The following is a 24269-nucleotide window of genomic DNA, read 5'->3' on the forward strand; positions in this document are numbered from 1 at the left end:
AGATCAGCCGGTACCGGCCGGCCTCCAGGGGCCAGCGCCCCCGCGCGTCCGGCCCGGCGCCGGGCGGGGAGTCGGAGTCGGCGGTCACCCGGCCGGTGAACCGGTTGGGCTGGCGGACGAACTCGCCGCCCGTGGAGGTCTCTGCGCTGAACTGGGCCCGGGCCATGGCGCCCAACCTAGTCGCTCGGCGCGCGGATATCCTGGCCCCGCGTCGCCGTGACCCCGGCGGACCCCCGTGTCGGCCTTCCCACCCCCGAAGGACAACGTCGATGACCGTCGCATACCTCGTGGCCGGTGTCCGCACCCCGATCGGCCGGTACGCCGGCGCCCTGTCCGGGGTACGCCCCGACGACCTCGCCGCGCACGTCCTCCGCGAGCTGGTCGCCCGGCACCCCGCGGTGGACTGGGCCCGCGTCGACGACGTGGTCCTCGGCTGCGCCAACCAGGCCGGCGAGGACAACCGCAACGTCGCCCGGATGGCCGCGCTGCTGGCCGGCCTGCCCGGCGAGGTGCCCGGCAGCACCGTCAACCGGCTCTGCGGCTCCGGCCTGGACGCCCTGGCCACCGCCGCCCGGCAGATCGTCTCCGGGGAGGCGGAGCTGGTGGTCGCCGGCGGGGTGGAGAGCATGAGCCGCGCGCCGTTCGTCATGCCGAAGGCCACCTCGGCGTTCTCCCGTTCCGCCGAGGTGTACGACACCACGATCGGCTGGCGCCTGGTCAACCCGCTGATGGAGAAGGGGTGGGGCATCGACTCGATGCCGGAGACGGCGGAGAACGTGGCCGCCGAGTACGGCGTCGACCGCGCCGCGCAGGACGCGTTCGCGTACCGGTCGCAGCAGCGCGCCGCCAAGGCGCAGGACGACGGCCGGTTCGCCGAGGAGATCGTCGGGGTGACCGTGCCGGCCGGGCGGCGCGAGACGCGGCTGGTCGAGGTCGACGAGCACCCGCGGGAGACGTCGCTGGAGAAGCTGGCGGCGCTGCCCACCCCGTTCCGGGAGGGCGGGACGGTGACCGCCGGCAACTCCTCCGGCGTCAACGACGGCGCGGTCGCGCTGCTGGTGGCCGGCGAGGCGGCGGTGGCCCGGTACGGCCTGAGCCCGCTGGCCCGGGTCACCGGCGCCGCCGCGGCCGGCGTGCCGCCCCGGATCATGGGGATCGGCCCGGTGCCCGCCACCCGCAAGCTGCTCGACCGGCTCGGCGTCGGCCTCGACGCGGTCGACGTGATCGAGCTGAACGAGGCGTTCGCCGCCCAGTCGGTCGCGGTGCTGCGCGAGCTGGGGCTGCCGGAGGACGCCGAGCACGTCAACCCGAACGGCGGCGCGATCGCGCTGGGCCACCCGCTGGGGGCCAGCGGCGCCCGGCTGGCGCTCACCGCCGCGCTGGAGCTGCGCCGCCGGGGCGCCCGGCGGGCACTGGCCACCATGTGCGTCGGCGTGGGGCAGGGCATCTCGCTGATGCTGGAGTCCGCGGCCTAGAGTGGTGCACACCACAGACCTTCGGGTCTCCCCGGCCTGTCCGCGCCCGGTGGCCGGTGCGTCCGGGGGAGCGACGACTGGGGGGCGAGGCGGTTGCCGGACGGACTTCCCGAGATCGACCTGAGCCGGCCGAGCGCGCACCCCGTCGACATCCTCGCCACCCGGCGTGCCGCCGCGCGCACGGACACCGGGATCACGCCGCCGGCCAGGCCGACGTGACCGTCGTACCCGGCCCCGGCGACGGGGACCTCAGCCGGGCCGGCGCCCAGGCGTACGCCGCCGAGTGGGCCCGGGCGGCGCGCCGGCTCGGCTTCGTGCCGATGAGCGCGGCCGAAACCGAGCGGCTCCTGTTCCTGCACACCGTGCGGCTGGCCCAGGCGCTGCTCGCCGAGCCGTTCAGCGCCCGGCCGGGCGAGGAGGTGGGCCGGGCGATGGTGGAGGCGCACCAGGCCGAGCCCGGGCTCCTCGACTGGTCGGTCACCGCGCTCGGGGAACGCTTCGCGGCCCAGGTGCTGCCCGCCCGGGCGCACCTGCCCGGGACGGCCGAACGCGTCGCGGCCCTCTCCGGCGGGCTCGCCGGCGGATTCGCCCGGGCCCTGCGGGACCGCACGTTCAGCCAGCAGGAACGCATCGCCCGCAGCGCCTGGCAGGCCCGGGACAGCGTCGAGCGGGCGCTGCGGGACAGCGAGGCCCGGTTCCGCGCCGTCTTCACGGGTGCGGCGATGGGCATCGGCATCGCCGGCGTGGACGGGCAGATCCTCGACGTCAACCAGTCCTTCGCCGACATGCTCGGCTACTCGGTGGAGGAGCTGCGGCGGACCAGGGTGGCGTCGTTGTTCCACCCCGACGAGGCCGCCGCGATGTGGGAGCTGCACCAGGAGCTGGTCGAGGGCACGCGCGACTCGGCGCGGGTGGAGATGCGCTACCGGCGCAGGGACGGCGCCGTCGTCTGGGCCGACATGGCGGTCTCGCTCATCCGGCACGACGACGGCCGGCCGCGCTTCACCGTTGCGGTGATCGAGGACGTCACCGATCGGCACGAACTCCAGCAGCGGTTGCGCTTCCAGGCGCTGCACGACCCGCTCACCGGCCTGCCCAACCGTACGCTGTTCTTCGAGACCCTCGGGCAGGTCCTCGGCCACGCCGGCCCGGACGACCGGATCGGGGTGTGCTTCCTCGACCTGGACGGCTTCAAGGCGGTCAACGACAGCCTCGGGCACGACCTCGGCGACCGGCTGCTGACGGTGATCGCCCGCCGGCTGGCCGAGTGCGTGGCCCAGCACGGGCACCTCGTCGCCCGGATGGGCGGCGACGAGTTCGTCATCCTCGTCGACGGCGGGGAGGGCCTCGACGACGCGGTGGGCGTCGCCGAGATGGCCCTGGCCGCCGTGTCCGCCCCGGTGCATGTCGGCGGCCGGCAGCTCGCCGTGTCGGCCAGCGTCGGCATCGTCGAGTGCCCGGCCGCGGAGACCAGCGCGTCGGAGCTGATGAGGGCCGCCGACACCACCCTGTACTGGGCCAAGGCGGACGGCCGGGGCCGGTGGGCGGTCCACGACCCGGAACGCAGCGCCCGGGACGTCGCCCGTTCGGCGCTGCTCGCCGGCCTGCCGGCGGCGCTGGACCGGGGCGAGTTCGTGGTCCACTACCAGCCCATCGTGTCGCTGCTCGACTCGTCGATGGTGGCGGTGGAGGCGCTGGTCCGGTGGCGGCACCCGGAGCTGGGCCTGCTCGGGCCGGACCGGTTCATCGGGCTGGCCGAGGAGACCGGCCTGATCGTCCGGCTCGGCGAGTGGGTACTCGGGCAGGCGTGCCGCGACGCCGAGGCGTGGCGCCGGGCGTTCCCCGAGGCGCGGCTCGTGGTCAGCGTGAACCTGGCGGCCCGGCAGGCCGAGGACCCGGCCATCGTGGAGACCGTCGCGGGCGCGCTGGCCCGTACGGGGCTTCCGGCCGACCTGCTGCAACTGGAGTTGACCGAGAGCGCCGTGATGGGCACGGCGGGGGAGCCGCTGCGGTCGCTGCACCAGCTCGCCGACCTCGGCGTACGGCTGGCGATCGACGACTTCGGCACGGGATACTCCAACCTGGCGTACCTGCGGCGGCTGCCGATCCACTGCCTGAAGCTCGCCGGGCCGTTCGTCGAGGGCATCCGGTCCGACGGCGTCCGGAGCACCGCCGACCACCGCGACGAGCGGATCGTGGACGCGCTGGTCCGGCTCGCGCACGCGCTGGAGCTGTGGATCACCGCCGAGGCCGTCGAGACCGGGGCGCAGGCCGAGCGGCTGCGCGCGCTGCGCTGCGACACCGGGCAGGGGCGCTGGTTCGGCCCGCCGGCCCCGGCCGACGAGATCACCGCCCGGCTGCGCGGCGGCGTCTCTCCCGGGCTGGGCTGAGCGCGGAGCGGGGACGAGGACGTGCCGTACGACGCATGTGGAGCTGCCTCGTCTGTGCTACCGGCTGCCTCTCGGTCGGCCGCGCCCGCCGCGGGCCGGCGCGGACGGCGCTGGGGCGACGGCACGGGACGCCCGTGGGATGCGACGGGTCGCCGCAGGAGAGAGAGGTGGGTGTCCCGCGCCGTCGCGGGCCGGGCGTGCCGAGCGCCCGGCGGAAGGCCCGTCGTGATCGGGCCTGGTCACGGGCTCAAGGATGCGGCCCGGCCCGTCCGGTCGGCAAGGCGGTTTCTCCCCGCCGGGGTGTCGGCGGGTGCCTGGCCGGGCATTGACGGTGATCCGATCAGGCAGTAGACCTTGGTGATGGAGGCTTGCCGATGAGCCCAGCTCCCTCGTCCAGCACCGCTCCCCTGTCCCTGGAAGAGCTGCGCGTCGCCGTCGCCGACGGCGCGCTCGACACCGTGGTGCTGGCCCTGGTCGACATGCAGGGCCGGTTGCAGGGCAAGCGGTTCCACGCGCCCCACTTCCTCGACGAGGTGGTCGAGCACGGCAGCGAGGGGTGCAACTACCTGCTCGCCGTGGACGTCGACATGAACACCGTCGACGGGTACGCGATGTCGAGCTGGGAACGCGGCTACGGCGACTTCGCGATGGTGCCCGACCTGGCGACCCTGCGTCGGGTGCCCTGGCAGCCCGGCACGGCCATGCTGCTGGCCGACCTGGCGTGGCTGGACGGGTCCGGCCCGGTGGCCGCCTCGCCCCGGCAGATCCTGCGCCGCCAGCTCGACCGGCTCGCCGCGCACGGGCTGACCGCGTACGCCGGCACGGAGCTGGAGTTCGTGCTCTACCGGGACTCGTACGAGGACGCCTGGCGGCGCGGCTACCGGGACCTGACCCCGGCCAACCAGTACAACGTGGACTACTCGCTGCTCGGCACCGCCCGGGTCGAGCCGCTGCTGCGGCGCATCCGCACCGAGATGGCCGGCGCGGGCCTGACCCCGGAGAGCGCCAAGGGCGAGTGCAACCTCGGCCAGCACGAGATCGCCTTCCGTTACGACGAGGCGCTGACCTGCGCGGACAACCACGTCGTCTACAAGAACGGGGCGAAGGAGATCGCCGCCCAGGAGGGCATGTCGATCACCTTCATGGCCAAGCCGAACGCGCGGGAGGGCAACTCCTGCCACATCCACTTCTCGCTGCGCGACGCCCAGGGCCGCTCGGCGATGCGCGGCGACGGCCCGGCGGGGCTGAGCGTGACCGGCCGACGGGTGCTGGGCGGCCTGCTGGCCACGATGCGGGAGCTGAGCCTCTTCTTCGCCCCGAACGTCAACTCCTACAAGCGCTACCAGCCCGGGTCGTTCGCCCCGACCGCGCTGCGCTGGGGCACCGACAACCGCACCTGCGCGCTGCGCCTGGTCGGGCACGGCGAGGGCCTGCGGGTGGAGAACCGGGTCCCCGGCGCGGACGTGAACCCGTACCTCGCGATCGCCGCCCTGGTGGCCGGCGCCGTGCACGGGATCGAGCGGGGGCTGGAGCCGGGCGAGGAGTGTGCGGGCAACGCGTACGCCGACCCGCACGCCGAGCGGGTGCCCGCCACCCTGCGCGACGCCCTGTCCCTGTGGGAGTCGTCCACGCTCGCCCGGGAGTCCTTCGGCGCCGAGGTGCACGCCCACTACGCCAACCTGGCGCGCGTCGAGCTGACCGCCTTCGACGCGGCGGTGACGGACTGGGAGCTGACCCGTGGCTTCGAACGCCTCTGACCCCGTTCCCTCCTCCCGCGATCTTGCACTTTCGGCCCCCGGGTTGGGCGGATCTGCGGCATTTATCGGGGCCGAAACGGCAAGATCGCCGGGGGAGAGGGCGGGGCGGGGAGAGGAGGGGGCGGCGTGAGGGATGTTGTTGATCCGGCTCGTGGGCAGGTCATTGCGGCTGTTTCGGACACCTCGCTGGGCGAGGTGGATGCGGGCGTCGGGCGGGCGGAGCGGGCGTACGAGAAATGGCGTCTCGTGGCGCCCGGGGACCGGGCGCGCCTGCTGCGGCGGTTCGCCGCCGTCGTCGACGCGCATGTGGAGGAGTTGGCCGCGCTGGAGGTCCGCAACGCCGGCCACACCATCGGCAACGCGCGGTGGGAGGCGGGCAACGTCCGGGACGTGCTCGACTACTACGCGGGCGCGCCGGAGCGGCTCACCGGCCGGCAGATCCCCGTGCCGGGCGGGCTGGACGTCACGTTCCACGAGCCGCTCGGGGTGGTCGGGGTGATCGTCCCGTGGAACTTCCCGATGCCGATCGCGGCGTGGGGGTTCGCGCCGGCGCTCGCCGCCGGCAACACGGTGGTGCTCAAGCCGGCCGAGCTGACCCCGCTGACCGCGCTGCGCCTGGCCGAGCTGGGCCGCGAGGCCGGCCTGCCGGAGGGCGTGTTCACCGTGCTGCCCGGGCGGGGCGCCGTGGTGGGCGAGCGGTTCGTCACCCACCCCGCCGTACGCAAGATCTGCTTCACCGGGTCCACCGAGGTCGGCACCCGGATCATGGCCGGCTGCGCCGCCCAGGTGAAGCGGCTCACCCTGGAACTGGGCGGCAAGAGCGCCAACATCGTCTTCGCCGACGCCGACCTGGAACAGGCGGCGGCCACCGCCCCGTACGCGGTGTTCGACAACGCGGGCCAGGACTGCTGCGCCCGTTCCCGGCTGCTGGTCCAGCGCCCGGTGTACGACCGGTTCCTGGAGCTGCTGGAGCCGGCGGTGCGCGCCCTGCGGGTGGAGGACCCGGCCCGGGAGACCGCCGAGATGGGGCCGCTGATCTCCGCCGCCCAGCGCGACCGGGTCGCCGGGTACGTCGACGGCGCGAAGACCGCCTTCACCGGCTCCTGCCCCGCCGGCCCCGGCTTCTGGTACGCCCCGACGGTGCTGCTCGCCGACTCGCCGGCCGACCGGCACTGGCGGGAGGAGGTCTTCGGGCCGGTGGTGTCCGTGCTCCCGTTCGACGACGAGTCGGACGCGGTCCGGCTGGCCAACGACACCGAGTACGGCCTGTCCGGCTCGATCTGGACCCGGGACGTGGGCCGCGCGCTGCGGGTGGCCCGGGCGGTGGAGTCGGGCAACCTCAGCGTCAACTCGCACTCCTCGGTGCGGTACTGGACGCCGTTCGGCGGCATGAAGCGCTCCGGGCTCGGTCGCGAGCTGGGTCCGGACGCGCTGCACGCCTTCACCGACGTCAAGAACGTGTTCATCTCGACGAAGGAGTGAGCGCCGTGCAGGGACGGCTACAGGACCGGGTCGCCGTGGTGAGCGGGGCGGGCAGCGGCATCGGGCTGGCCACGGTGCGGCGGTTCGCCGCCGAGGGGGCGCGGGTGGTCTGCGTGGACATCGACGCCGAGGCCGGCAAGCGGGCCGCCGCCGAGGTGGGCGGGGAGTTCGTGGCCGCCGACGTCGCCGACGAGGTCGCCGTGCGGGACCTCTTCGACGGGGTGGTCGAGCGGCACGGGCGGGTGGACGTGGCGTTCAACAACGCCGGCATCTCCCCGCCCGAGGACGACTCGATCCTGGAGACCGGGCTGGACGCCTGGGAGCGGGTGCTGCGGGTCAACACCACCAGCGTCTACCTCTGCTGCAAGTACGTCATCCCGCACATGCGCCGGCAGGGCAAGGGGTCGATCATCAACACGGCGTCCTTCGTCGCGCTGATGGGGGCGGCCACCTCGCAGATCGCGTACACGGCGAGCAAGGGCGGGGTGCTGGCGATGACCCGGGAGCTGGGGGTGCAGTTCGCCCGCGAGGGCATCCGGGTCAACGCGCTCTGCCCCGGCCCGATCGCCACCCCGCTGCTGCTGGAGTTGTTCGCCAAGGACCCGGAGCGGGCCGCCCGCCGGCTGGTGCACGTGCCGATGGGGCGGTTCGGCCGGCCGGAGGAGATCGCGGCGGCGGTGGCGTTCCTGGCCAGCGACGACTCGTCGTTCATGACCGCCGCCCAGTTCGTGGTCGACGGCGGGATCACCGGCGCGTACGTCACCCCGCTGTGAGCGCGCGGGGTGCGCCGGCCGCAGAAAGCGCCGGACGGGCGGAATGCGTTACGTTGCTGGTCCGTCTGGGTAGTAGGCGGGGCGCGGCGGCCGGCCACGCGGGACCGCCGCGGGGCATGGTCTTGCTCGGGAGGGTGCATGAGTTCGTCCCAGGAGGGCGAGGACGGGGCAAGATCGCCGGACGGGACGGTCCAGGCGCAGCCCCCCGCGCAGGCGGAACTCCCTGCGCTGCTCACCGCCGCGTTCGACGCGGGCGGTGAGACGGGGCCCGGCTGCGCGCGTTCGACTGGTCCGCCACCCCGCTCGGCGCCCCGTCCGACTGGTCCCCGGCGCTGGTGCACGCGGTCGGCCGGATGCTCGTCTCCCGGGCGCAGATCGCCATGTTCTGGGGCCCCGAGCACCGGGCCTTCTACAACGACGCATACCGCCCGACGATCGGCGGCAAGCACCCCCACGCCCTCGGCCAGCCGGCGCGGGAGCACTGGGTGGAGACCTGGGACGTGCTCGGCCCGCTGCTGGACTCGGTCCGTGCCACGGGCGAGCCGTACCGGGGCGAGAACCACCCCTTCGTGCTCGACCGCCACGGCTTCCTGGAGGACGTCTACTTCGACGTCTCGTACGACCCGATCCGGGAGGCCGACGGCAGCATCAACGGGATCTTCTGCATCGTCAGCGAGACCACCGGACGGGTGCTCGGCGAGCGGCGGCTGCGGGCGCTGGCCGAGCTCGGCGGCGACCTGGCCGAGGCGGCGGACGGGGCCGAGCTGGGGCGTGCCGCCGCCCGGACGCTCGACCGGTACCGCGCAGACGTCCCGTTCGCCCTGGTCTACCTGCGCGACGCCGCCGGTCGGCTCGCGCTGTCCGGCCGCAGCGGCCTCGTCGCCGAGGGCGCGGGCGGGGCCGACCCGACTCCGCTCGGGGAGGCCGCGACGGCCGTGCTGACCCGGGTCGCGGGCGGTGGGCCCGCCGCCACCGCGGAGACCGCCGACCTGCTGCCCGACGTGCCCGAGGGCGTCGCCGGGCAGGCGCTGGTGCTGCCGGTCACCGCGACCAACGAGCCGGCGGGCGCGCTCGTCGTCGGGATCTCCACCCGGCTGCCGCTCACCGAGGAGTACCGCACCTTCTGCGACCTGGTGGCCGCGCAGCTCTCCCGGGCCGTCGGCCGGCAACGGGCGTACGAGCAGGAGCGCGAGCTGCGCGGGCAGACCATCCGGCGGCTGAGCGCGCTGGCCGACGCGGCCGTCGCGGTGAACACCGCGAGGTCCACCGCCGAGGTGGTCCAGGTCGCCGCCCGGCACGCCGTCGGCCTCGCCGGGGCCGCCCGCGTGGTGGTCACCGCCGCCGGCGCCCGGTACGAGGCCGACGGCGGCGGGGCGGCCACCGCCGAGCCGGCCGTCGTGCTGCCGCTGACCGGCACCGCCGGCGAGCAGCTCGGCGAGCTGCGGGTGTGGGCCGGCGACGAGGACGACGCCGGCCCCGGCCGGGCCGCGCTGGCCCAGTTCGCCCGGCTGATCGGCGTACGGCTGGAGAACGCGCAGCTGTACGAGGCGGAGCACCGCATCGCCAGCACCCTCCAGCACAGCCTGCTGCCCCGGTCGCTGCCCCAGCTGCCCGGCGCGGTGGTGGCCAGCCGCTACCTGCCCGGCAGCGCCGACGTCGAGGTCGGCGGCGACTGGTACGACGTCATCCGGCCCGACGGCGAGCTGGTGCTGGTCATCGGCGACGTGGTCGGCAAGGGCGTGCGGGCCGCCGCGGCGATGGGCCAGCTCCGCAACGCGCTGCGCGCGTACGTGCTGGAGGGTTACGACCCGGGCGAGGCGCTGACCCGGCTCAACCGGCTGGTCTGCTCCGCCGAGCAGCCGTCCTTCGCGACGGTGGTCTGCCTCTGCTACACCCCCGGCCGGTTGCGGTACGCCAGCGCGGGCCACCCGTCCCCGCTGCTGATCCGGGGGGACGAGGTGACCCTCCTGCACGACCGCGCGCTCGGGCCGCCCGTGGGCGCCGTCCCCGCCATGACGTACCGGACCGTGGAGGGCGCCCTGGCGACCGGCTCCCGGCTGCTGCTCTACACCGACGGCCTGATCGAGGACCGCGAGCTCGGCATCGACGCCGCCCTCGGCCAGCTCCGGGCGGACGCCACCCGGCCCGGCGAGCACGTCTCCGACCTGGTCGACGCGGTCGTCGCGCGGGTGGCCGCGCGCCCCCGCCGCGACGACGTGGCGGTCCTCGCGCTGGAGGCGACCGAGCCGCACCGGTTCGCGCTGCGGCTGCCGGCCGACCCGACCAGGCTGAGCGTGCTGCGCAAGCGGCTGGAGGACTTCCTCGTCGCCCACAGGGTCGGCGCGACCGACGTGTTCGACCTGACCGTGGCGGTCTCCGAGGCCGCCGCGAACGCCATCGAGCACCCGGTCGACCCGGCCGAGCCGGCGATCGGCGTCGAGGTGACCATCGCCGACGACGAGGTGGTGGCCACGGTGCGGGACACCGGCCGGTGGCGCGAGCCGACCGGGGCGGGTTTCCGGGGGCGCGGGTTGGCGCTGATCAGGGCGCTCGGCGAGCTCAGCGTAAGCCGTACCACCGAGGGGACCGAGGTGACGCTGCGCCGGCGGCTGCAGGGCTGAGGCCCGGGGCGGGCGTGTCGACGGCCGGCGGGGCGGGGATCAGGCGGGGGAGACCCAGCCCTGCTCGGCCAGGCCCGCGATTTCCAGCACCCGGCGGACCTGCCGGGACGGCAGCACCGTCAGCGTGCCCGGGCACCGCTGGGCGAGCCGGACCACGGCGTGGATCGCCGCCGAGTCGAAGAACGTGACCGCCAGCAGGTCGAGGGTGATCCGGCCGGCCGGCTCGCGCAGGGCGGTCTGGAGCATGGTGTCCGCGGTGGCCATGTCGACCTCGCCGGAGACCACCACGCGGACGTGGTCGCCGTCGCTCTCCGTCCGGGCGGAGAAGACGGGAGGTTCGCCCCCTAGATCCACGCATGACACCATGGCACAGCGGCAGTGCCTCGGCAACAACCCGGCGTGCGGTGGCGGTGGCCGAGGTCACCGTCCGCGCCGGGCCCGCGCCTCGGCGGCGGGAGCGGGGCCGGCGATAGGCTGACGGCATGACCGCCCGTGCGCCGCTGACCCCAGGCACGCTCTCCCCGGTGCGACCGGTTCCCGGCACCATCGTCCGACCCGAGTACGTGGGCAAGAAACGACCCCAGGAGTACCGCGGCTCGCACGTGCAGACGCCGGAGACGGTCGAGCGGATGCGGATCGCCAGCCGGCTCGCCGCCCAGGCCACGCAGCTCGCCGGCGAGCACTGCAAGCCGGGGGTGACCACCGACGAGATCGACAGGGTGGTGCACGAGTTCCTCTGCGACCACGGCGCCTACCCCTCGACGCTGGGCTACAAGGGCTTCCCGAAGTCCTGCTGCACCAGCCTCAACGAGGTGATCTGCCACGGCATCCCGGACTCCACGGTCCTGCAGGACGGCGACATCATCAACGTCGACGTCACCGCGTACATCGGCGGGGTGCACGGCGACACCAACGCCACCTTCTGTGTCGGCGAGGTCAGCGAGGAGGTCCGGCTGCTGGTCGAGCGCACCCACACGGCGATGATGCGCGGCATCAGGGCGGTCGCCCCGGGCCGGCAGATCAACGTGATCGGCCGGGTCATCGAGTCGTACGCCAAGCGGTTCGGCTACGGTGTGGTCCGCGACTTCACCGGCCACGGCATCGGCGAGTCCTTCCACAGCGGCCTCTACGTGCCGCACTACGACACCACCCGCCCGACCGACGTGATGGAGCCGGGGATGACGTTCACGATCGAGCCGATGATCACCCTCGGCACCTACCAGTACGACATGTGGGACGACGGCTGGACGGTCGTCACCAAGGACCGGAAGTGGACGGCCCAGTTCGAGCACACGATCGTGGTGACCGAGGACGGCCACGAGATCCTGACCCTGCCGTGACCGACACCCCGGCGGCGCTGCGGGAGGCGCACCACGCGGACGTGTCCGGCGGCTGGCTGCGGCCGGCCGTGTTCGGCGCGATGGACGGCCTGGTCACCAACATCGCCCTGATCGCGGGCGTGGGCGGCGGCGGGGTGTCGCCGCGCAGCGTGGTGCTCACGGGCGTCGCGGGCCTGGTCGCGGGCGCCATCTCGATGGGGTTGGGCGAATACACCAGCGTCCGCTCGGCCAACGAGCAGGTGGCCGCCGAGGTGGCCAAGGAGCGGCGGGAGCTGGAGCGGCACCCGGAGGCGGAGGCCCGCGAGCTGGCCGACGCCTGGGTGGCCCGCGGCCTGCCCCGCGACCTGGCCACGCAGATGGCCGAGGCGGTGCGGCGCAACCCGGAGGAGGCGCTGCGCGTGCACGTCCGGGAGGAGTTGGGCGTCGACCCGGACGAGCAGCCCAGCCCCTGGGCGGCGGCGGTCTCGTCGTGCCTGTTCTTCTCCGTCGGCGCGCTGATCCCGCTGCTGACGTACCTGTTCGGGGCCACCAGTCTGTGGCCGGCCCTGGCCGTCGGCGGGGCCGGCCTGTTCGCGGCGGGCGCGATCGTGGCCCGGTTCACCAACCGCCGCTGGTGGGTCGGCGGGCTGCGCCAACTCCTCCTCGGCGCCGCGGCGGCCGCCGCGACGTACGGGGTCGGCACCCTCGTCGGCATCCAGGGCGGCCTGTAGGACCCCTCCTCACGCTCCGGCGAGCAGGTCGTCGACCGTGCCGTCGACGAGGCGGCCCCGGCCGGCCAGCTCCTCGGCCTGCCGCTTCAGCACGGCGCCCACCTCGGTCATGTCCGCGCCCGCCAGCCCCGTACGCCGCACGGCGTCCCCCGGGTCGCGGAAGTAGGTGCGGGTGAGCAGCCCGCTCACGGTGGCCGCCGCGAGGCGGGCCTCGCCGAGCATCAGCAGCGCCTGGTCCGTCTCGTACCAGGCGGCGAGCCGGGCGGCCCGGGCGTGCGCCGCCCAGCCCCGGTACCACGCCTGGCGGGCGGCGCCGGTGAACTCCGCCGGCCGGGCCCGGGCCAGTGCGCCCAGGTGCTCGTCCCGGAGGGCCCGCAGCCAGCCGGTGGGGTCGTGCAGTGGGCGGGTGGTGACGTACCGGTCGGCCGTCAGCGGCCAGAGCGGGGAGATCGACCGCGCCTGGTCGAGGTAGTCGTCGGCGGCGGCGACGGTCAGGTCGACCAGCACCCCGTCGACCCGGCGGGTCGCCGGGGCGGGCCCGAGCCGGCCCGGTACGTGGCGACGAGCAGCCCCACCTCGCCGTCCCCGCCGCCGTCGTCGTCGCCGTGAGCCAGCGGGCCGTGCACCGCGACCGCGAGGACGCCGGCCGGGAAGCGCCGGCGGGCGGCGTCCGCGACCCGTTCCGCCACCGTCCACCGGGGATCGTCCTGGTACGGATTCACGAACCACCTCTACCTCGTGACTGCGAGCTCCAGCCTAGTCACTCCTGGTCCTCCCACCCGACACCGCCGCGCCCCCGCCCCCCACGCGCGAAAGAGGCCCGGGGCGGGGCGAGGCGGGGCGGGGCGGGCTCATCGTCAGTCCAGGCGGCGCCCGACCGCGAGCCGGGACCGGGTGAACAGGCCCGCGCCGAGCATCGCCGCCAGCGGCACCACCGTCAGCACGCCGAGGGTGAGCCAGGGGACCACCAGCGGGTACGGCTCCACCACCGGCCAGGCCGTGGCGTCCCGGCGGTTCAGCGCGGTCAGGATGATGGCCCCGGTGCCCAGCCCGGCCACCATGCCCAGCGCCGAGCCGAGCACGGCGATCACCCCGGCCTGCCAGAGCGAGAGCACCCGGCGCATCCGCGGGCTGGCCCCCACGGCGGCCAGCGTGGACAGGTCGGCGCGTCCCTCGGCCGCGGCGAGCCCCGTGGCGACGGCCGCGGCGCCGACGGTGATCAGGCCGGAGCCGATCGCGAGCAGCAGCAGGAGCGGACGCTGGTCGCCCGCACCGGGCCCGCGCTCCACGTCGACGCTCATCGGACCGAGTGGGCGCAGCGCGGTGGCGAACCGGTTCTGCTGGGCCGGGGTCGGCGCGGCGGCGGTGTCCAGCACGTAGCCGAACCGCTGCGCGGCGAGCCCGAGCCGGGTGGCGGCGGCGGGGGACAGCACGAGCAGGTCGGCGTCCACGGTGCCGCGCAGCGCGTACCCGGGGACGGTCGTGGTGCGGGACGCGACCGACGACGAATCGTCCCGCGAGCGTACGGCGGAGAGGGTGACCCGGCCGTCGAGCACCTGCTGCGGGTCGCCGACCACCACGCCGCCGGCCCGCAGCACGCGCCGCGCGGCGGCCACCTCCTCCGGGGTGGTTCCGGTGAGCCCGGCCAGCGCGTCGCCGTCGTCGATCAGCCCGGGCGCCGAGAAGCCGCCGCTGTACCCGGTGGCCAGCCGGGCGCAGCGCGGGTCGGCCTGCGCCCGGTCCCGGGCGGCCGGGTCGCGTGGGGCCGCCGTGCGGTACGGGCACGCCCGGCCCGGCGGCAGGACCGCCCGGACCTGGCAGGACTCGCCGGGCTCGCTGGGCGCGGCGCAGACCGGGGAGTCGAGCCCGGCCACGCTGCTCGGCGGCAGCTCGGTGGCCGCGAGCGCGGCGACCCGGGCCACGGGCGGCGGCTTCCCCGGGCCGTCCGGGCCGTTCCAGATGACGACGACGTGCCCGTACGGCAGCCCGGGCCGGTAGTTGGCCCGATCCCGGGCCTCGTCGCTGGCCACGTAGCCGCCGAGGGCGACGCTGCCCGCGACGGCGGCCATGACCGCGGAGATGGCGGGGGCGGCGGAGGAGCGGTTGCGGCTGGCGTCGCGCAGCGCGATCCGGGGCGCCAGCGGCAGCCACCGGCCGGCCAGGGCGAGCAGTCCGATCAGCGTCGGGGTGGCGAAGACCAGCCCCAGCTCGCCGATGACCACGCCGGCGAGGAGCACCGGCGTGCTGGTGCGCGCGGCCCCGAGCGCGGCCAGCGCCGCGCCGCCGGCGGCCAGCAGGACCCCGACCAGCGGCCAGCGCCGCCGGTGCGGGGGCGGGGTCCGCCGCCCCGCGAGGCCCGCCAGCACGTCCTGCCGCGCGGCGGTCCAGGCCGGCGCGAGCGCCGCGAGCACCCCGGCCAGCACCGCGACCGCGGCGAGCGCCGCCAGCGCGGCCGGAAAGACGCGGTACGCCCCGAAGCGCGCCTGGACGACGTACTCCTCGACCAGGGGCCGGGCGGCGAACGCGGCGGCGACGCCCAGCGTCAGGCCGGCGGCGGCCCCGGCGCAGCCCAGCACGACCCCGTCGGCCAGCACGACGCGGCGCAGGTGCGCGGCGTCCCCGCCGGCCACCGCGACCAGCGCGAGGTCCCGGCGGCGGCGGCGGACGCCGACGGCGAACGCCGGACCGACCAGCAGCACCACCTCCAGCAGGCCGAGGCCGCCGATCAGCACGGCGTTGCCGGCGTCCTCCGCGCTCAGCGGGGCGTCCAGTCCGGGCTCCGCGGCCGGGTTCGCGGTACGGGCGGCCACCACGATCCCGCGCGCGTTGAGCCGCTCCACCAAACCGGGGTCGGGGCCGCCGGGCAGTTCCACGAGCCAGCTCACCTCGGCCTGCGGGTCGACCGACGAACCGGACGCCGGGGGCAGGGCGACGGCGGCGCGCAGGGTGTCGGCGAACTCCACCTCCCCGACGACCCGCCGCTGGCCCGAGCCGTCGGCGGGGGCGACCCGGCCGCCGACGCGGACGTGCAGCCGGCGCAGCGCGGCACGGTTCAGCGCCACCTCGTCGGGGCCGGCCGGCGCCCGGCCGCGGACCAGCCGCGCGTGCCCGCGCAGCAGCGGCTCGGTGAGGTCCAGCACGTGCCCAACCAGCGGCTCGTACCCGTCCCCGACCCGGACCTCGAACGACAGCCACCGTCGCACCTCGGCGACCCGGCTCCCGGCGGGCAACAGAGGGGCGACCTCCCCGAAGGTGGCCGGACGGACGCGGCTGGGCACGCCGTCGCGCGCGTACCAGGTGTCGCCCCAGGCGTCCTGGGCCAGTGGCCCGTCGGTGTACCAGCGCAGCTCCGCGTCGGCGGCGCCGAGCAGCCGGTCGACCCGCTCGGACCGGGTCAGCTCCGACATGTCGTAGCTGACCGCCACGAAGGTCAACGCCAGCACCGGCAGGGCGATCATCGCCAGCACCAGGGCGGTCCGGCCCCGGGCCCGCCGCGCCTCGCGCCGGGCGATGCGCAGGGCCGCCCGCCACGAGCGCAGTGCCGCCACGATCTGCCGGCACCGCCCGGGCCGGCCCGCGGCGCCCGCCGGCGCCGCGTCGGGGAGCTCCCGGCTCACCGGTCGCTGCCGGCCAGCAGCTGCTCGACGCCGGCCAGCGGCGCCGTCGAGTCGACCATGACCCCGTCCCGCAGGAACACCACGCGGTCGGCCCAGCCGGCGTGCCGTGCCTCGTGCGTGACCAGCACGGCGGCCGCGCCCGCGTCGACGCGGCGGCGCAGCAGGCGCAGCACCGCCTCGCCGGTCTGCGAGTCCAGCGCGCCCGTCGGCTCGTCGGCGAGGACGAGCCGCCGCTCGCCGACCAGCGCGCGGGCGATCGCCACCCGCTGCTGCTGGCCGCCGGACATCTGGTCGGGGAAGCGCCCGCCCAGCTCGGCCAGGCCCACCTCGGCGAGCGCCGCCCGGGCGGCGCGCCGGGCCTGGCGGACGCCGACGCCGTCCAGTTCGAGCGGGAGCGCCACGTTCTCGGCGGCGGTGAGGCTGCCCAGCAGGTTGAGGTTCTGGAAGATGTAACCGATCCGGCGGCGGCGCAGCCGGGCCAGCGCCCGGCGGTCCAGCGAGCCCAGCGGCTGGCCCTCGACGCGGATCTCCCCGCGGGTGGGGGCGTCCAGCCCGCCGGCCAGGGCGAGCAAAGTGGACTTGCCGGAGCCGGAGGGCCCCATCACCGCGACCAGCTCGCCGGGGGCGACGGCGAGGCTGACCCCGCGCAGGGCGTGCACGGCGGCCTCGCCGGCGCCGTGGGTGCGGTGGACGTCGCGTACGTCGAGCACCGCGTCGGCCCGTCCGCTCACCGTCGCGCCTCCTCGCCGTCCCGTCCCACCGCCCCGCCGGGTGCCCGGGGCCGGCCGGCGGCACCCCGCCCGGCGCCGGCCGGTGCCGGACCAGGCTCGTCTCGCAGTGGTCCAGCCAGCGGATCTCCGCCTCGGCCTGGAACACCATCGCGTCCAGCACCAGCCGCCACGGCAGGTCCTCGGGGCGGTCGCTGGCGTACTTCAACCGGGTCAACTCCTGCAACGTCCGCATGGTCGCGGTGCGCTGGGTCTGGACCACGGCGCGTACGTCCACCCCGGGCGTGGTCAGCGCCAGCGCCAACTTGATCGCCAGTTCGTCGCGCGGCCGGTCGGCGCGGCTCACCGGGGTCGCGAACCACAGCGCCAGGTCCGCCCGGCCGGCGTCGGTGATCTCGTACGGCCGCTGCGCGGCCTCGCTCTCCGGCAGGGGGCGGACCAGCCCGTCCCGCTCCAGCCGGGACAGGGTGGTGTAGACCTGCCCGATGTTCAGCGGCCAGGTCGAGCCGGTCGACTCCTCGAACGCGGCCCGGAGCTGGTAGCCGTACATCTGGCCGCGTTCGAGCAGCGCGAGCAGGCCGTGGCGGATGGACATGGCTCCGGAGTATGCATACCTGGTATGTCGGCCGCAACCGGAGGCGGGGCCGCCGCCGCCCGCCGGCCAGCGGGAACGCCCGCCGCCGCGGTCAGGTGGGGCGGCCCGGGAACGGCACCGTGAGCGGGTTCACCCCGGCGGCGCGCCGCCACCGGGTGGCCCGGACCGCGCAGTCGGTCAGCGCGGCCAGCGCCCGGTTGCGGTCCGTCCCGGTGGTGTGCGGCAGCGCCGCGCGCCAGAACGCCGCGGTGCGCTCCTCCACCTCGACCGCCAGCCGCAGCGCGCTCGCCCGGTCGGTGACGGGGAACGGCAGGGCGTACCCGGCCCGGTCGGCCGGGAGCTGGCTCCCCGCCGCGCTCAACTGGAGCACCAGCTCGTCGCGGCGGGCCCGGTGCGCGGCCTCGGCGCGGCGGGCGGCCGTCCGGGCGGCGTCGGCGAGCCGTACCCCGATCGGCCCGTACGCGTAGATCGCCGCGTACTCGGCGGAGAGTGCGTCGGCCAGTGCCTGGGCCGGCCCGGACGGTGCCTGTCGGTGCCTCACTTCAACGCCTCCACGTGGGTCGCCCGGGCGGCGGCGATCGAGCCGAGCACCGCCGCCCGCCCGGCCGGCGCCTCGGCGCAGAGCTTCGCGGCCGTCTCGCGGGCGCTCTGCTCCGCCTCGCGCAGCGCGGCCAGCACCGCCGCCCGGCCGCCGGGCGTCGCGGCCGCCGACGGCGCGGCCGAGGCGCCCGACCGGCCCGTCAGCTTCGCCAACTCGCCCGCGTGCGCCTCGTGCGCCTCGGCGATCGGCGTCAGCAGCTCGGCGAGGTCCGGGTTCGCGGCGGCCGCCGCGCGATGCCGGGCGGCCAGGTCGCGGGCCTCCGCGGCGAGCGGCTCCAGGGGATCGGGCGCCGGGGGCGGGTCGCCGTCCCGGTCGAGAAGATCACAGCCGGTCAGCGGCGCGGTCGCGCCGCCGAGGGCCAGAAGCGCGCCGGCCCCCAGCACCTTCCGCCGGGAATGCCCAGGTACGCGCTCACGTTGCGTCGTTCTGCCGCTCGCCACCCGACAAGTCAACACCATTCGAGCGGGCGGGTGGGCGAGAGGCGTCGGTGCGCCGCTCGGTCCGTCGCCCGGCAGTCGCGTTACGCTCTGCGCAGCCACCGGCGCGTCCGCCCCGGTGGCGTGCCGGCATGGCGTCCCGACCGGGCGCCGTCGATCACGAAGGGGTGCGCCAGATGACGCAGCGTGGCCGTGTCACCAGGCCGACGGGGCCGGCCGGGAGACCCCGGCGCACCGACGGCCCGCGCGGCGGCGAGCGCGTCGGCGGTCCCCGGGGCGATCTGGCCGCGCGCCGAGCCCGGCTGCATGCGGTGATCGAGCCGGTCGTCAACGAGGCCGGGTACGACCTGGAGGACCTCGCCGTCTCGCGGGCCGGCCGCCGGCACGTGGTGCGGGTGATCGTCGACGCCGACGGCGGGGTCAACCTGGACGCCGTCGCGGACGTCTCCCGGGCGGTCTCCGCCGCGCTCGACGCGGCCGAGGAGTCCGGCGGCGACATCCTGGCGGGCGAATACCAGTTGGAGGTCAGCTCGCCGGGGGTGGACCGCCCGCTCACCCTGCCCCGGCACTGGCGGCGCAACGTGGGCCGGCTGGTGAAGGTGACCACCCGGGCCGCCCTGCCCGGCCCGCGCGCCGAGCAGGGCGCGGGCGACCGGCAGGTCACCGGCCGGGTGGTGGCGGCCGACGACGAGCGCGTGGTGCTGGAGACCGAGTCCGGCCGCGCGGAGTGGACGTACGCCGAACTGGGCCCCGGCCGGGTGCAGGTGGAGTTCCACCGCCTGGCGGAGCTGGGCGACGACGACGACCTCGGCGACGCCGAGGACACTGACGACATCGACGACGAAGATGATGTGGAGGACGAGGAGAGGTGAACATCGACCTCGCGGCGCTGCGCGCACTCGAGCGCGAGCGGGAGATCCCGTTCGACACGATCCTCGCGGCGATCGAAACGGCGCTGCTGACCGCGTACCGGCATACCGAGGGGGCGGAACCGCACGCCCGGGTGGAGATCGACCGCAAGTCCGGCGCGGCCCTGGTCTACGCCCAGGAACTGGACGAGGACGGCACGGTGGCGCGGGAGTGGGACGACACGCCCCACGACTTCGGCCGGATCGCGGCCATGACCGCCAAGCAGGTGATCCTCCAGCGGCTGCGGGAGGCCACCGACGAGGTGCACTTCGGCGAGTACGTCGGCCGTGACGGCGACCTGGTCACCGGCGTGGTGCAGGCGCACGAGGCGCGGGCCGAGAAGGGCATCGTCACCGTCGACCTGGGCAAGCTGGAGGGCGTGCTGCCGCAGTCGGAGCAGGTCCCCGGCGAGCGGTACACGCACGGCGAGCGGATCCGCTGCGTGGTGGTGCACGTGGCCAAGGGAATGCGCGGTCCGCAGATCACGTTGTCGCGGTCGCACCCCGCGCTGGTGAAGAAGCTCTTCGCCCTGGAGGTGCCGGAGATCGCCGACGGCACGGTCGAGATCGGCGCCATCGCGCGTGAGGCAGGTCACCGCACGAAGATCGCCGTGCGCTCCACCGCGCCGGGCGTGAACGCCAAGGGCGCCTGCATCGGCCCGATGGGGCAGCGGGTCCGGGCCGTCATGAGCGAGTTGCACGGTGAGAAGATCGACATCATCGACTGGTCGGACGACCCGGCCACCTTCGTCGGGAACGCGCTGTCGCCGGCCAAGGCCCTGCGGGTCGAGGTCGTCGACCTGGCCACCCGGACGGCCCGGGTGACGGTGCCGGACTTCCAGCTCTCCCTCGCGATCGGCCGGGAGGGGCAGAATGCTCGGCTTGCGGCCCGGTTGACCGGTTGGCGAATCGACATCCGGTCGGACGCGGAGCAGACTGCGGGGGCCGCCCGGAGCGGAGCTGATCACGTCCCGGAGCCGGGCGGCGCGATCTCGGGCAGCTAGGGGTAGACTTCTTCCGGTGGTACGACGCGCGCTGCCGGAGCGCACCTGTGTGGGTTGCCGGCGACGTGCGCCGGCCAGGGAACTGCTGCGGATCGTCGCGGTCGGCGACGAGGCTGGTCACAGCCTCCGGCCCGATCCGGCCCGCAGGCTGCCGGGTCGGGGAGCGAGCATGCACCCGGATCCGGCCTGCTTCGCGCTGGCACTGCGGCGTCGCGCCTTCGGGCGCGCGCTGCGCGTCACCGGGGTCGTCGACCATGGTGAGCTGGCCGAGCATCTCGATGCGCCAACCACTACGACCGGTCAACCCGATCGGGCGAGGGTCGCTAGCAAGGTAGGACGACCGACATGAGCACACGATGAAGTCGCAGAAATGACCAGGCTTCAAGTGCACGAGTGAGGTTGCTGCGGGTGCTGCCCGCACGACCTCGGAGTGAGGAGTGCAGTGGCAGGTAAGGCCCGCGTACACGAGCTTGCTAAGGAGCTCGGGGTCGAAAGCAAGACCGTTCTCGCCAAGCTGAAGGAAATGGGCGAGTTCGTGAAGTCCGCGTCCAGCACCGTCGAGGCGCCCGTCGCCCGGCGGCTGCGCAACGCATTCGTCGCCTCCGCCGGTGCCCCGGCGCCGGCCGCCCAGCCGGCGGCCGCCCCGGCGCCGACGCCGACCCCGACCCCGACGCCAACCCCGACCCCGGGTGCCCCCCGGGTCTCGGCGAGGCCGATGCCGCCGCGGCGGCCCGGTCCGCCGACCCCCGGGCCGAAGCCCAAGGGGCCGGTTCCCGGCCCGCCGCAGCCGGCAACCCCGGTTGCCAAGCCGGCGAGCGCCCACGACATCGAGGTGGCCGCCGCCGAGGCGCGTGCCGCCGCGCTGAAGGCTGAGCAGGAGGCCGCGGTCAAGGCCGCGCAGGCCGCCCGCCAGCAGCAGCGCGAGAACGTCCGCCGGGAGCCTCCGACCGAGGGTGGTCCCCGCCCCGGCCCGCGTCCGGGTCCGGGCGCGATGCCGCCCCGTCCGGGTACCCCGGCCGCCGGTCGCCCCGGCGCGCCCACCCCGGGCCCCGGCCCGCGTCCGGGCGGTCGTCCGCCGGCGCGTGGTGCCGGTAACAACCCGTTCGGTATCCAGGGCGGTCAGCAGCAGCGGCCCCCGGCCGCCGGTGCCGGCGGCCCGCGGCCCAGCCCGGCGTCCATGCCGCCGCGGCCGAGCCCGGCGTCCATGCCGCCGCGGCCCAGCCCGGCGTCCATGCCGAGCCAGCGCCCCGGTCGCCCCGGCGGCCCCGGCGCGGGTCGTCCCGGCGGCGGCGCCGGTCGTCCCGGTGGTGGCGGCGGTGGCGGTGGCTTCCGTGGCGGTCCCGGTGGCGGCGGCGGTGGCGGTGGCTTCCGTGGCGGTCCCGGTGGCGGCGGCGGTGGCGGTGGCTTCCGTGGCGGTCCCGGTGGCGGCGGCGGCGGTGGTGCCGGCGGTGGTTTCCGTCCGGGTGCCCCGGCCGGTGGCGCCGGTCGTCCGGGTGGCGGCGGTCGTGGCCGTGGCGGCGGCGCCGCGGGCGCCTTCGGGCGTCCGGGTGGCAAGCCGACCCGTGGTCGCAAGTCCAAGAAGCAGCGCAGACAGGAGTTCGACAACCTGTCGGCCCCGACCATGAGCTCGGGCGCGCCCCGGGGTCAGGGTCAGGTCGTCCGGCTGTCCCGTGGCGCCTCGCTGTCGGACTTCGCCGACAAGATCAACGCCAACCCGGGTTCGCTGGTCCAGGAGATGTTCAACCTGGGCGAGATGGTCACCGCGACCCAGTCCTGCTCCGACGACACCCTGCTGCTGCTGGGTGAGCACCTCGGCTTCGACGTGCAGATCGTCAGCCCGGAGGACGAGGACCGCGAGCTGCTCGCGCAGTTCAACATCGACCTCGACGCGGAGGTGTCGGAGGACCGCCTGGTCAGCCGTGCGCCGGTGGTGACCGTCATGGGTCACGTCGACCACGGTAAGACCAAGCTGCTCGACGCGATCCGCAAGGCGAACGTCGTGGCCGGCGAGGCGGGTGGCATCACCCAGCACATCGGCGCGTACCAGGTCCGCGTCCCGCACGAGGGTGAGGACCGGGCGGTGACCTTCATCGACACCCCGGGTCACGAGGCGTTCACCGCCATGCGTGCCCGTGGTGCTCAGGTGACGGACATCGTGGTGCTGGTGGTCGCGGCCGACGACGGCGTCATGCCGCAGACGATCGAGGCGTTGAACCACGCCAAGGCGGCCGAGGTGCCGATCGTGGTGGCGGTCAACAAGGTCGACAAGCCGGAGGCCAACCCGGACAAGGTCCGCCAGCAGCTGACCGAGTACGGGCTGGTCGCCGAGGAGTACGGCGGCGACACCATGTTCGTCAACGTGGCGGCCAAGCCGGGCATCGGCATCGAGGACCTGCTCGAGGCCGTCCTGCTGACCGCCGACGCGTCGCTGGAGCTGACGGCTCCGATCGACGGGCCGGCGCAGGGTGTGGCCATCGAGGCGCACCTGGACAAGGGCCGCGGTGCGGTGGCGACGGTGCTGGTGCAGAAGGGCACCCTGCGGGCGGGCGACTCGATCGTCGCCGGTGGGGCGCACGGCCGGGTCCGGGCGATGCTCGACGAGAACGGCAACCAGGTCGCCGAGGCGGGCCCGGCCCGTCCGGTGCTGGTGCTCGGTCTCACCGCGGTCCCCGGGGCGGGCGACACCTTCCTCGCGGCCGAGGACGACCGCACGGTGCGTCAGATCGCCGAGCAGCGGCAGGCGCGGCGGCGGGCGGCGGCGTTCGCCAACTCCCGTGGCCGGGCCACCCTCGAGACGCTCATGGAGCAGCTCAAGGAGGGCGAGAAGACCTCGCTCAACCTGGTGCTCAAGGGCGACGTCTCCGGTTCCGTGGAGGCCCTCGAGGACGCCCTGTTCAACCTCGACATCCCGGAGGAGGTCCAGCTCAGGATCATCCACCGGGGCGTGGGTGCGATCACCGAGAGCGACGTCATGCTCGCGAGCGCCTCGTCCGAGGCGGTCACGATCATCGGCTTCAACGTGCGGGCCGCCAACAAGGTCCGCGAGATGGCCGACCGCGAGGGCGTGGAGATCCGGTACTACACCGTGATCTACCAGGCCATCGAGGAGATCGACGCCGCGCTCAAGGGCCTGCTCAAGCCGGAGTACGAGGAGGTCGAGCTGGGCACCGCGGAGATCCGCGACGTGTTCCGCTCGTCCAAGGTCGGCAACATCTCCGGCTGCATCGTCCGGTCCGGCATCATCCGCCGCAACGCCAAGGCGCGGCTGCTGCGGGACGGGGCGGTCGTGGCGGACAACATCACGATCAGCTCCCTCAAGCGGTTCAAGGACGACGCGACGGAGGTCCGCGAGGGCTTCGAGTGCGGTCTGACTCTGGGCGGGTACAACAACGTCCAGGTCGGCGACGTGATCGAGACCTTCGAGATGCGGGAGAAGCCGCGCGCCTGACGCGTCCGACACCCTGATCAAGGGGTTTACGCCCGAAAGGCGTAAACCCCTTGATCTTGTGGGGGGAGCTGCGGGTATCGTCCGGGGCGATGTTCACCGGAACCGCGGTCTTCGACCTGCTGCTGCCGGGCGACTCCCGGTCGCTCAAGGCCAAGAGATCATACGTACGGCCGATCGTGGCGGCGCTGCGCCGCTTCGAGGTGTCGGCCGCCGAGGTGGGAGCGCTCGACCTGCACGGTCGGGCGCAGGTAGCCGTTGCCGTGGTGGCCGCGGAGGGCGGGCACGTACGCGAGGTGCTCGACTCCTGCGAGCGCCTGGTGGCGGGCCGCCCCGAGGTCGAGCTGCTGTCGGTCCGCCGGCGCCTCTACGGCGACGAGGACTGA

General features: G+C 75.3%; 18 protein-coding genes and 2 pseudogenes. 13 read left to right on the plus strand and 7 right to left on the minus strand.

Annotated features, from left to right (window positions below):
• Positions 1-269: 269 nt before the first annotated feature.
• The 6 genes from pcaF (at position 270) to JD77_RS19345 (ending at position 10498) form a co-directional block, all read left to right on the plus strand.
• Complete coding sequence (gene pcaF / locus JD77_RS19320; RefSeq protein WP_145775591.1) at positions 270-1475, plus strand: 3-oxoadipyl-CoA thiolase; 1206 nt, start codon at positions 270-272, stop codon at positions 1473-1475.
• A gap of 215 nt (positions 1476-1690) precedes the next feature.
• Positions 1691-3865, plus strand: coding sequence for a putative bifunctional diguanylate cyclase/phosphodiesterase (locus JD77_RS19325; RefSeq protein WP_145775592.1), 2175 nt, complete (start codon positions 1691-1693; stop codon positions 3863-3865).
• 374 nt (positions 3866-4239) lie between these two features.
• Positions 4240-5622 (plus strand): glutamine synthetase family protein, encoded by a 1383-nt coding sequence (locus JD77_RS19330; protein ID WP_145775593.1) that lies wholly within the window; start codon positions 4240-4242, stop codon positions 5620-5622.
• A gap of 126 nt (positions 5623-5748) precedes the next feature.
• On the plus strand, positions 5749-7104 hold the full coding sequence (locus JD77_RS19335; protein ID WP_145775594.1) for an aldehyde dehydrogenase family protein: 1356 nt from the start codon (positions 5749-5751) through the stop codon (positions 7102-7104).
• Positions 7105-7109: 5 nt separating this feature from the next.
• Complete coding sequence (locus JD77_RS19340) at positions 7110-7877, plus strand: 3-oxoacyl-ACP reductase (protein ID WP_145775595.1); 768 nt, start codon at positions 7110-7112, stop codon at positions 7875-7877.
• A 335-nt stretch (positions 7878-8212) separates the two neighbouring features.
• Positions 8213-10498, plus strand: coding sequence for an ATP-binding SpoIIE family protein phosphatase (locus JD77_RS19345; protein ID WP_342799653.1), 2286 nt, complete (start codon positions 8213-8215; stop codon positions 10496-10498).
• A 39-nt stretch (positions 10499-10537) separates the two neighbouring features.
• On the opposite strand, the gene JD77_RS19350 is transcribed toward JD77_RS19345, so the two are convergent.
• Positions 10538-10852, minus strand: coding sequence for an STAS domain-containing protein (locus JD77_RS19350; protein ID WP_246140762.1), 315 nt, complete (start codon positions 10850-10852; stop codon positions 10538-10540).
• A 128-nt stretch (positions 10853-10980) separates the two neighbouring features.
• Between JD77_RS19350 and map the strand changes: the two genes are divergently transcribed.
• Together map and JD77_RS19360 are read left to right on the plus strand one after the other, a co-directional pair.
• A complete protein-coding gene (map, locus tag JD77_RS19355) occupies positions 10981-11838 on the plus strand; it encodes a type I methionyl aminopeptidase (RefSeq protein ID WP_145775597.1) in 858 nt (285 codons plus the stop codon).
• Positions 11835-12548 carry a VIT1/CCC1 transporter family protein gene (locus JD77_RS19360; RefSeq protein ID WP_145775598.1) on the plus strand — a complete coding sequence of 238 codons (714 nt, stop codon included), beginning with the start codon at positions 11835-11837 and terminating at the stop codon, positions 12546-12548. Before map ends, JD77_RS19360 begins: the two co-directional genes overlap by 4 nt.
• A gap of 9 nt (positions 12549-12557) precedes the next feature.
• Here JD77_RS19360 and JD77_RS19365 read toward each other — a convergent pair.
• The 6 genes and pseudogenes from JD77_RS19365 to JD77_RS19390 all read right to left on the minus strand — a co-directional run bounded on the left by JD77_RS19365 (position 12558) and on the right by JD77_RS19390 (position 18472).
• A pseudogene (locus JD77_RS19365) lies at positions 12558-13270 on the minus strand (nucleotidyltransferase domain-containing protein).
• A 135-nt stretch (positions 13271-13405) separates the two neighbouring features.
• Positions 13406-16165, minus strand: coding sequence for an FtsX-like permease family protein (locus JD77_RS19370; RefSeq protein ID WP_246141375.1), 2760 nt, complete (start codon positions 16163-16165; stop codon positions 13406-13408).
• Positions 16162-16896, minus strand: coding sequence for an ABC transporter ATP-binding protein (locus tag JD77_RS19375; protein WP_145775599.1), 735 nt, complete (start codon positions 16894-16896; stop codon positions 16162-16164). Before JD77_RS19375 ends, JD77_RS19370 begins: the two co-directional genes overlap by 4 nt.
• A gap of 154 nt (positions 16897-17050) precedes the next feature.
• Positions 17051-17488 (minus strand): annotated as a pseudogene (locus tag JD77_RS19380) (helix-turn-helix transcriptional regulator); the annotation flags it as partial.
• Positions 17489-17579: 91 nt separating this feature from the next.
• Entirely contained in the window at positions 17580-18029 is a 450-nt protein-coding gene (locus tag JD77_RS19385) for a ferritin-like domain-containing protein (RefSeq protein ID WP_145775600.1), read from the minus strand.
• Positions 18026-18472, minus strand: coding sequence for a hypothetical protein (locus tag JD77_RS19390; RefSeq protein ID WP_211372608.1), 447 nt, complete (start codon positions 18470-18472; stop codon positions 18026-18028). Before JD77_RS19390 ends, JD77_RS19385 begins: the two co-directional genes overlap by 4 nt.
• A gap of 230 nt (positions 18473-18702) precedes the next feature.
• Between JD77_RS19390 and rimP the strand changes: the two genes are divergently transcribed.
• The 5 genes from rimP to JD77_RS19415 all read left to right on the plus strand — a co-directional run bounded on the left by rimP (position 18703) and on the right by JD77_RS19415 (position 24269).
• Positions 18703-19398, plus strand: coding sequence for a ribosome maturation factor RimP (gene rimP, locus JD77_RS19395; RefSeq protein WP_145775601.1), 696 nt, complete (start codon positions 18703-18705; stop codon positions 19396-19398).
• The gene (gene nusA / locus JD77_RS19400; protein ID WP_145775602.1) at positions 19395-20438 is read left to right on the plus strand and encodes a transcription termination factor NusA; all 1044 of its coding nucleotides are present in this window, start codon (positions 19395-19397) and stop codon (positions 20436-20438) included. The genes rimP and nusA overlap by 4 nt, the downstream gene beginning before the upstream one ends.
• Before the next feature lie 16 nt (positions 20439-20454).
• On the plus strand, positions 20455-20787 hold the full coding sequence (locus tag JD77_RS19405) for a YlxR family protein (RefSeq protein ID WP_145775603.1): 333 nt from the start codon (positions 20455-20457) through the stop codon (positions 20785-20787).
• A 93-nt stretch (positions 20788-20880) separates the two neighbouring features.
• Positions 20881-23886, plus strand: a complete 3006-nt coding sequence (infB, locus tag JD77_RS19410; protein WP_145775604.1) for a translation initiation factor IF-2 — start codon at positions 20881-20883, stop codon at positions 23884-23886.
• Between the two features lie 89 nt (positions 23887-23975).
• The gene (locus JD77_RS19415) at positions 23976-24269 is read left to right on the plus strand and encodes a DUF503 domain-containing protein (RefSeq protein WP_145775605.1); all 294 of its coding nucleotides are present in this window, start codon (positions 23976-23978) and stop codon (positions 24267-24269) included.

Origin of the sequence: Micromonospora olivasterospora (assembly GCF_007830265.1) — a bacterium.
In the GTDB taxonomy this organism is placed as follows: Bacteria; Actinomycetota; Actinomycetes; order Mycobacteriales; family Micromonosporaceae; genus Micromonospora; species Micromonospora olivasterospora.

Bases quoted from the DNA above. Each gene is read 5' to 3' on its own strand.
- pcaF (WP_145775591.1), top strand. From the start codon at position 270: ATGACCGTCGCATACCTCGTGGCCGGTGTCCGCACCCCGATCGGCCGG.
- JD77_RS19330 (WP_145775593.1), top strand. From the start codon at position 4,240: ATGAGCCCAGCTCCCTCGTCCAGCACCGCTCCCCTGTCCCTGGAAGAG.
- map (WP_145775597.1), top strand. From the start codon at position 10,981: ATGACCGCCCGTGCGCCGCTGACCCCAGGCACGCTCTCCCCGGTGCGA.
- rimP (WP_145775601.1), top strand. From the start codon at position 18,703: ATGACGCAGCGTGGCCGTGTCACCAGGCCGACGGGGCCGGCCGGGAGA.
- JD77_RS19415 (WP_145775605.1), top strand. From the start codon at position 23,976: ATGTTCACCGGAACCGCGGTCTTCGACCTGCTGCTGCCGGGCGACTCC.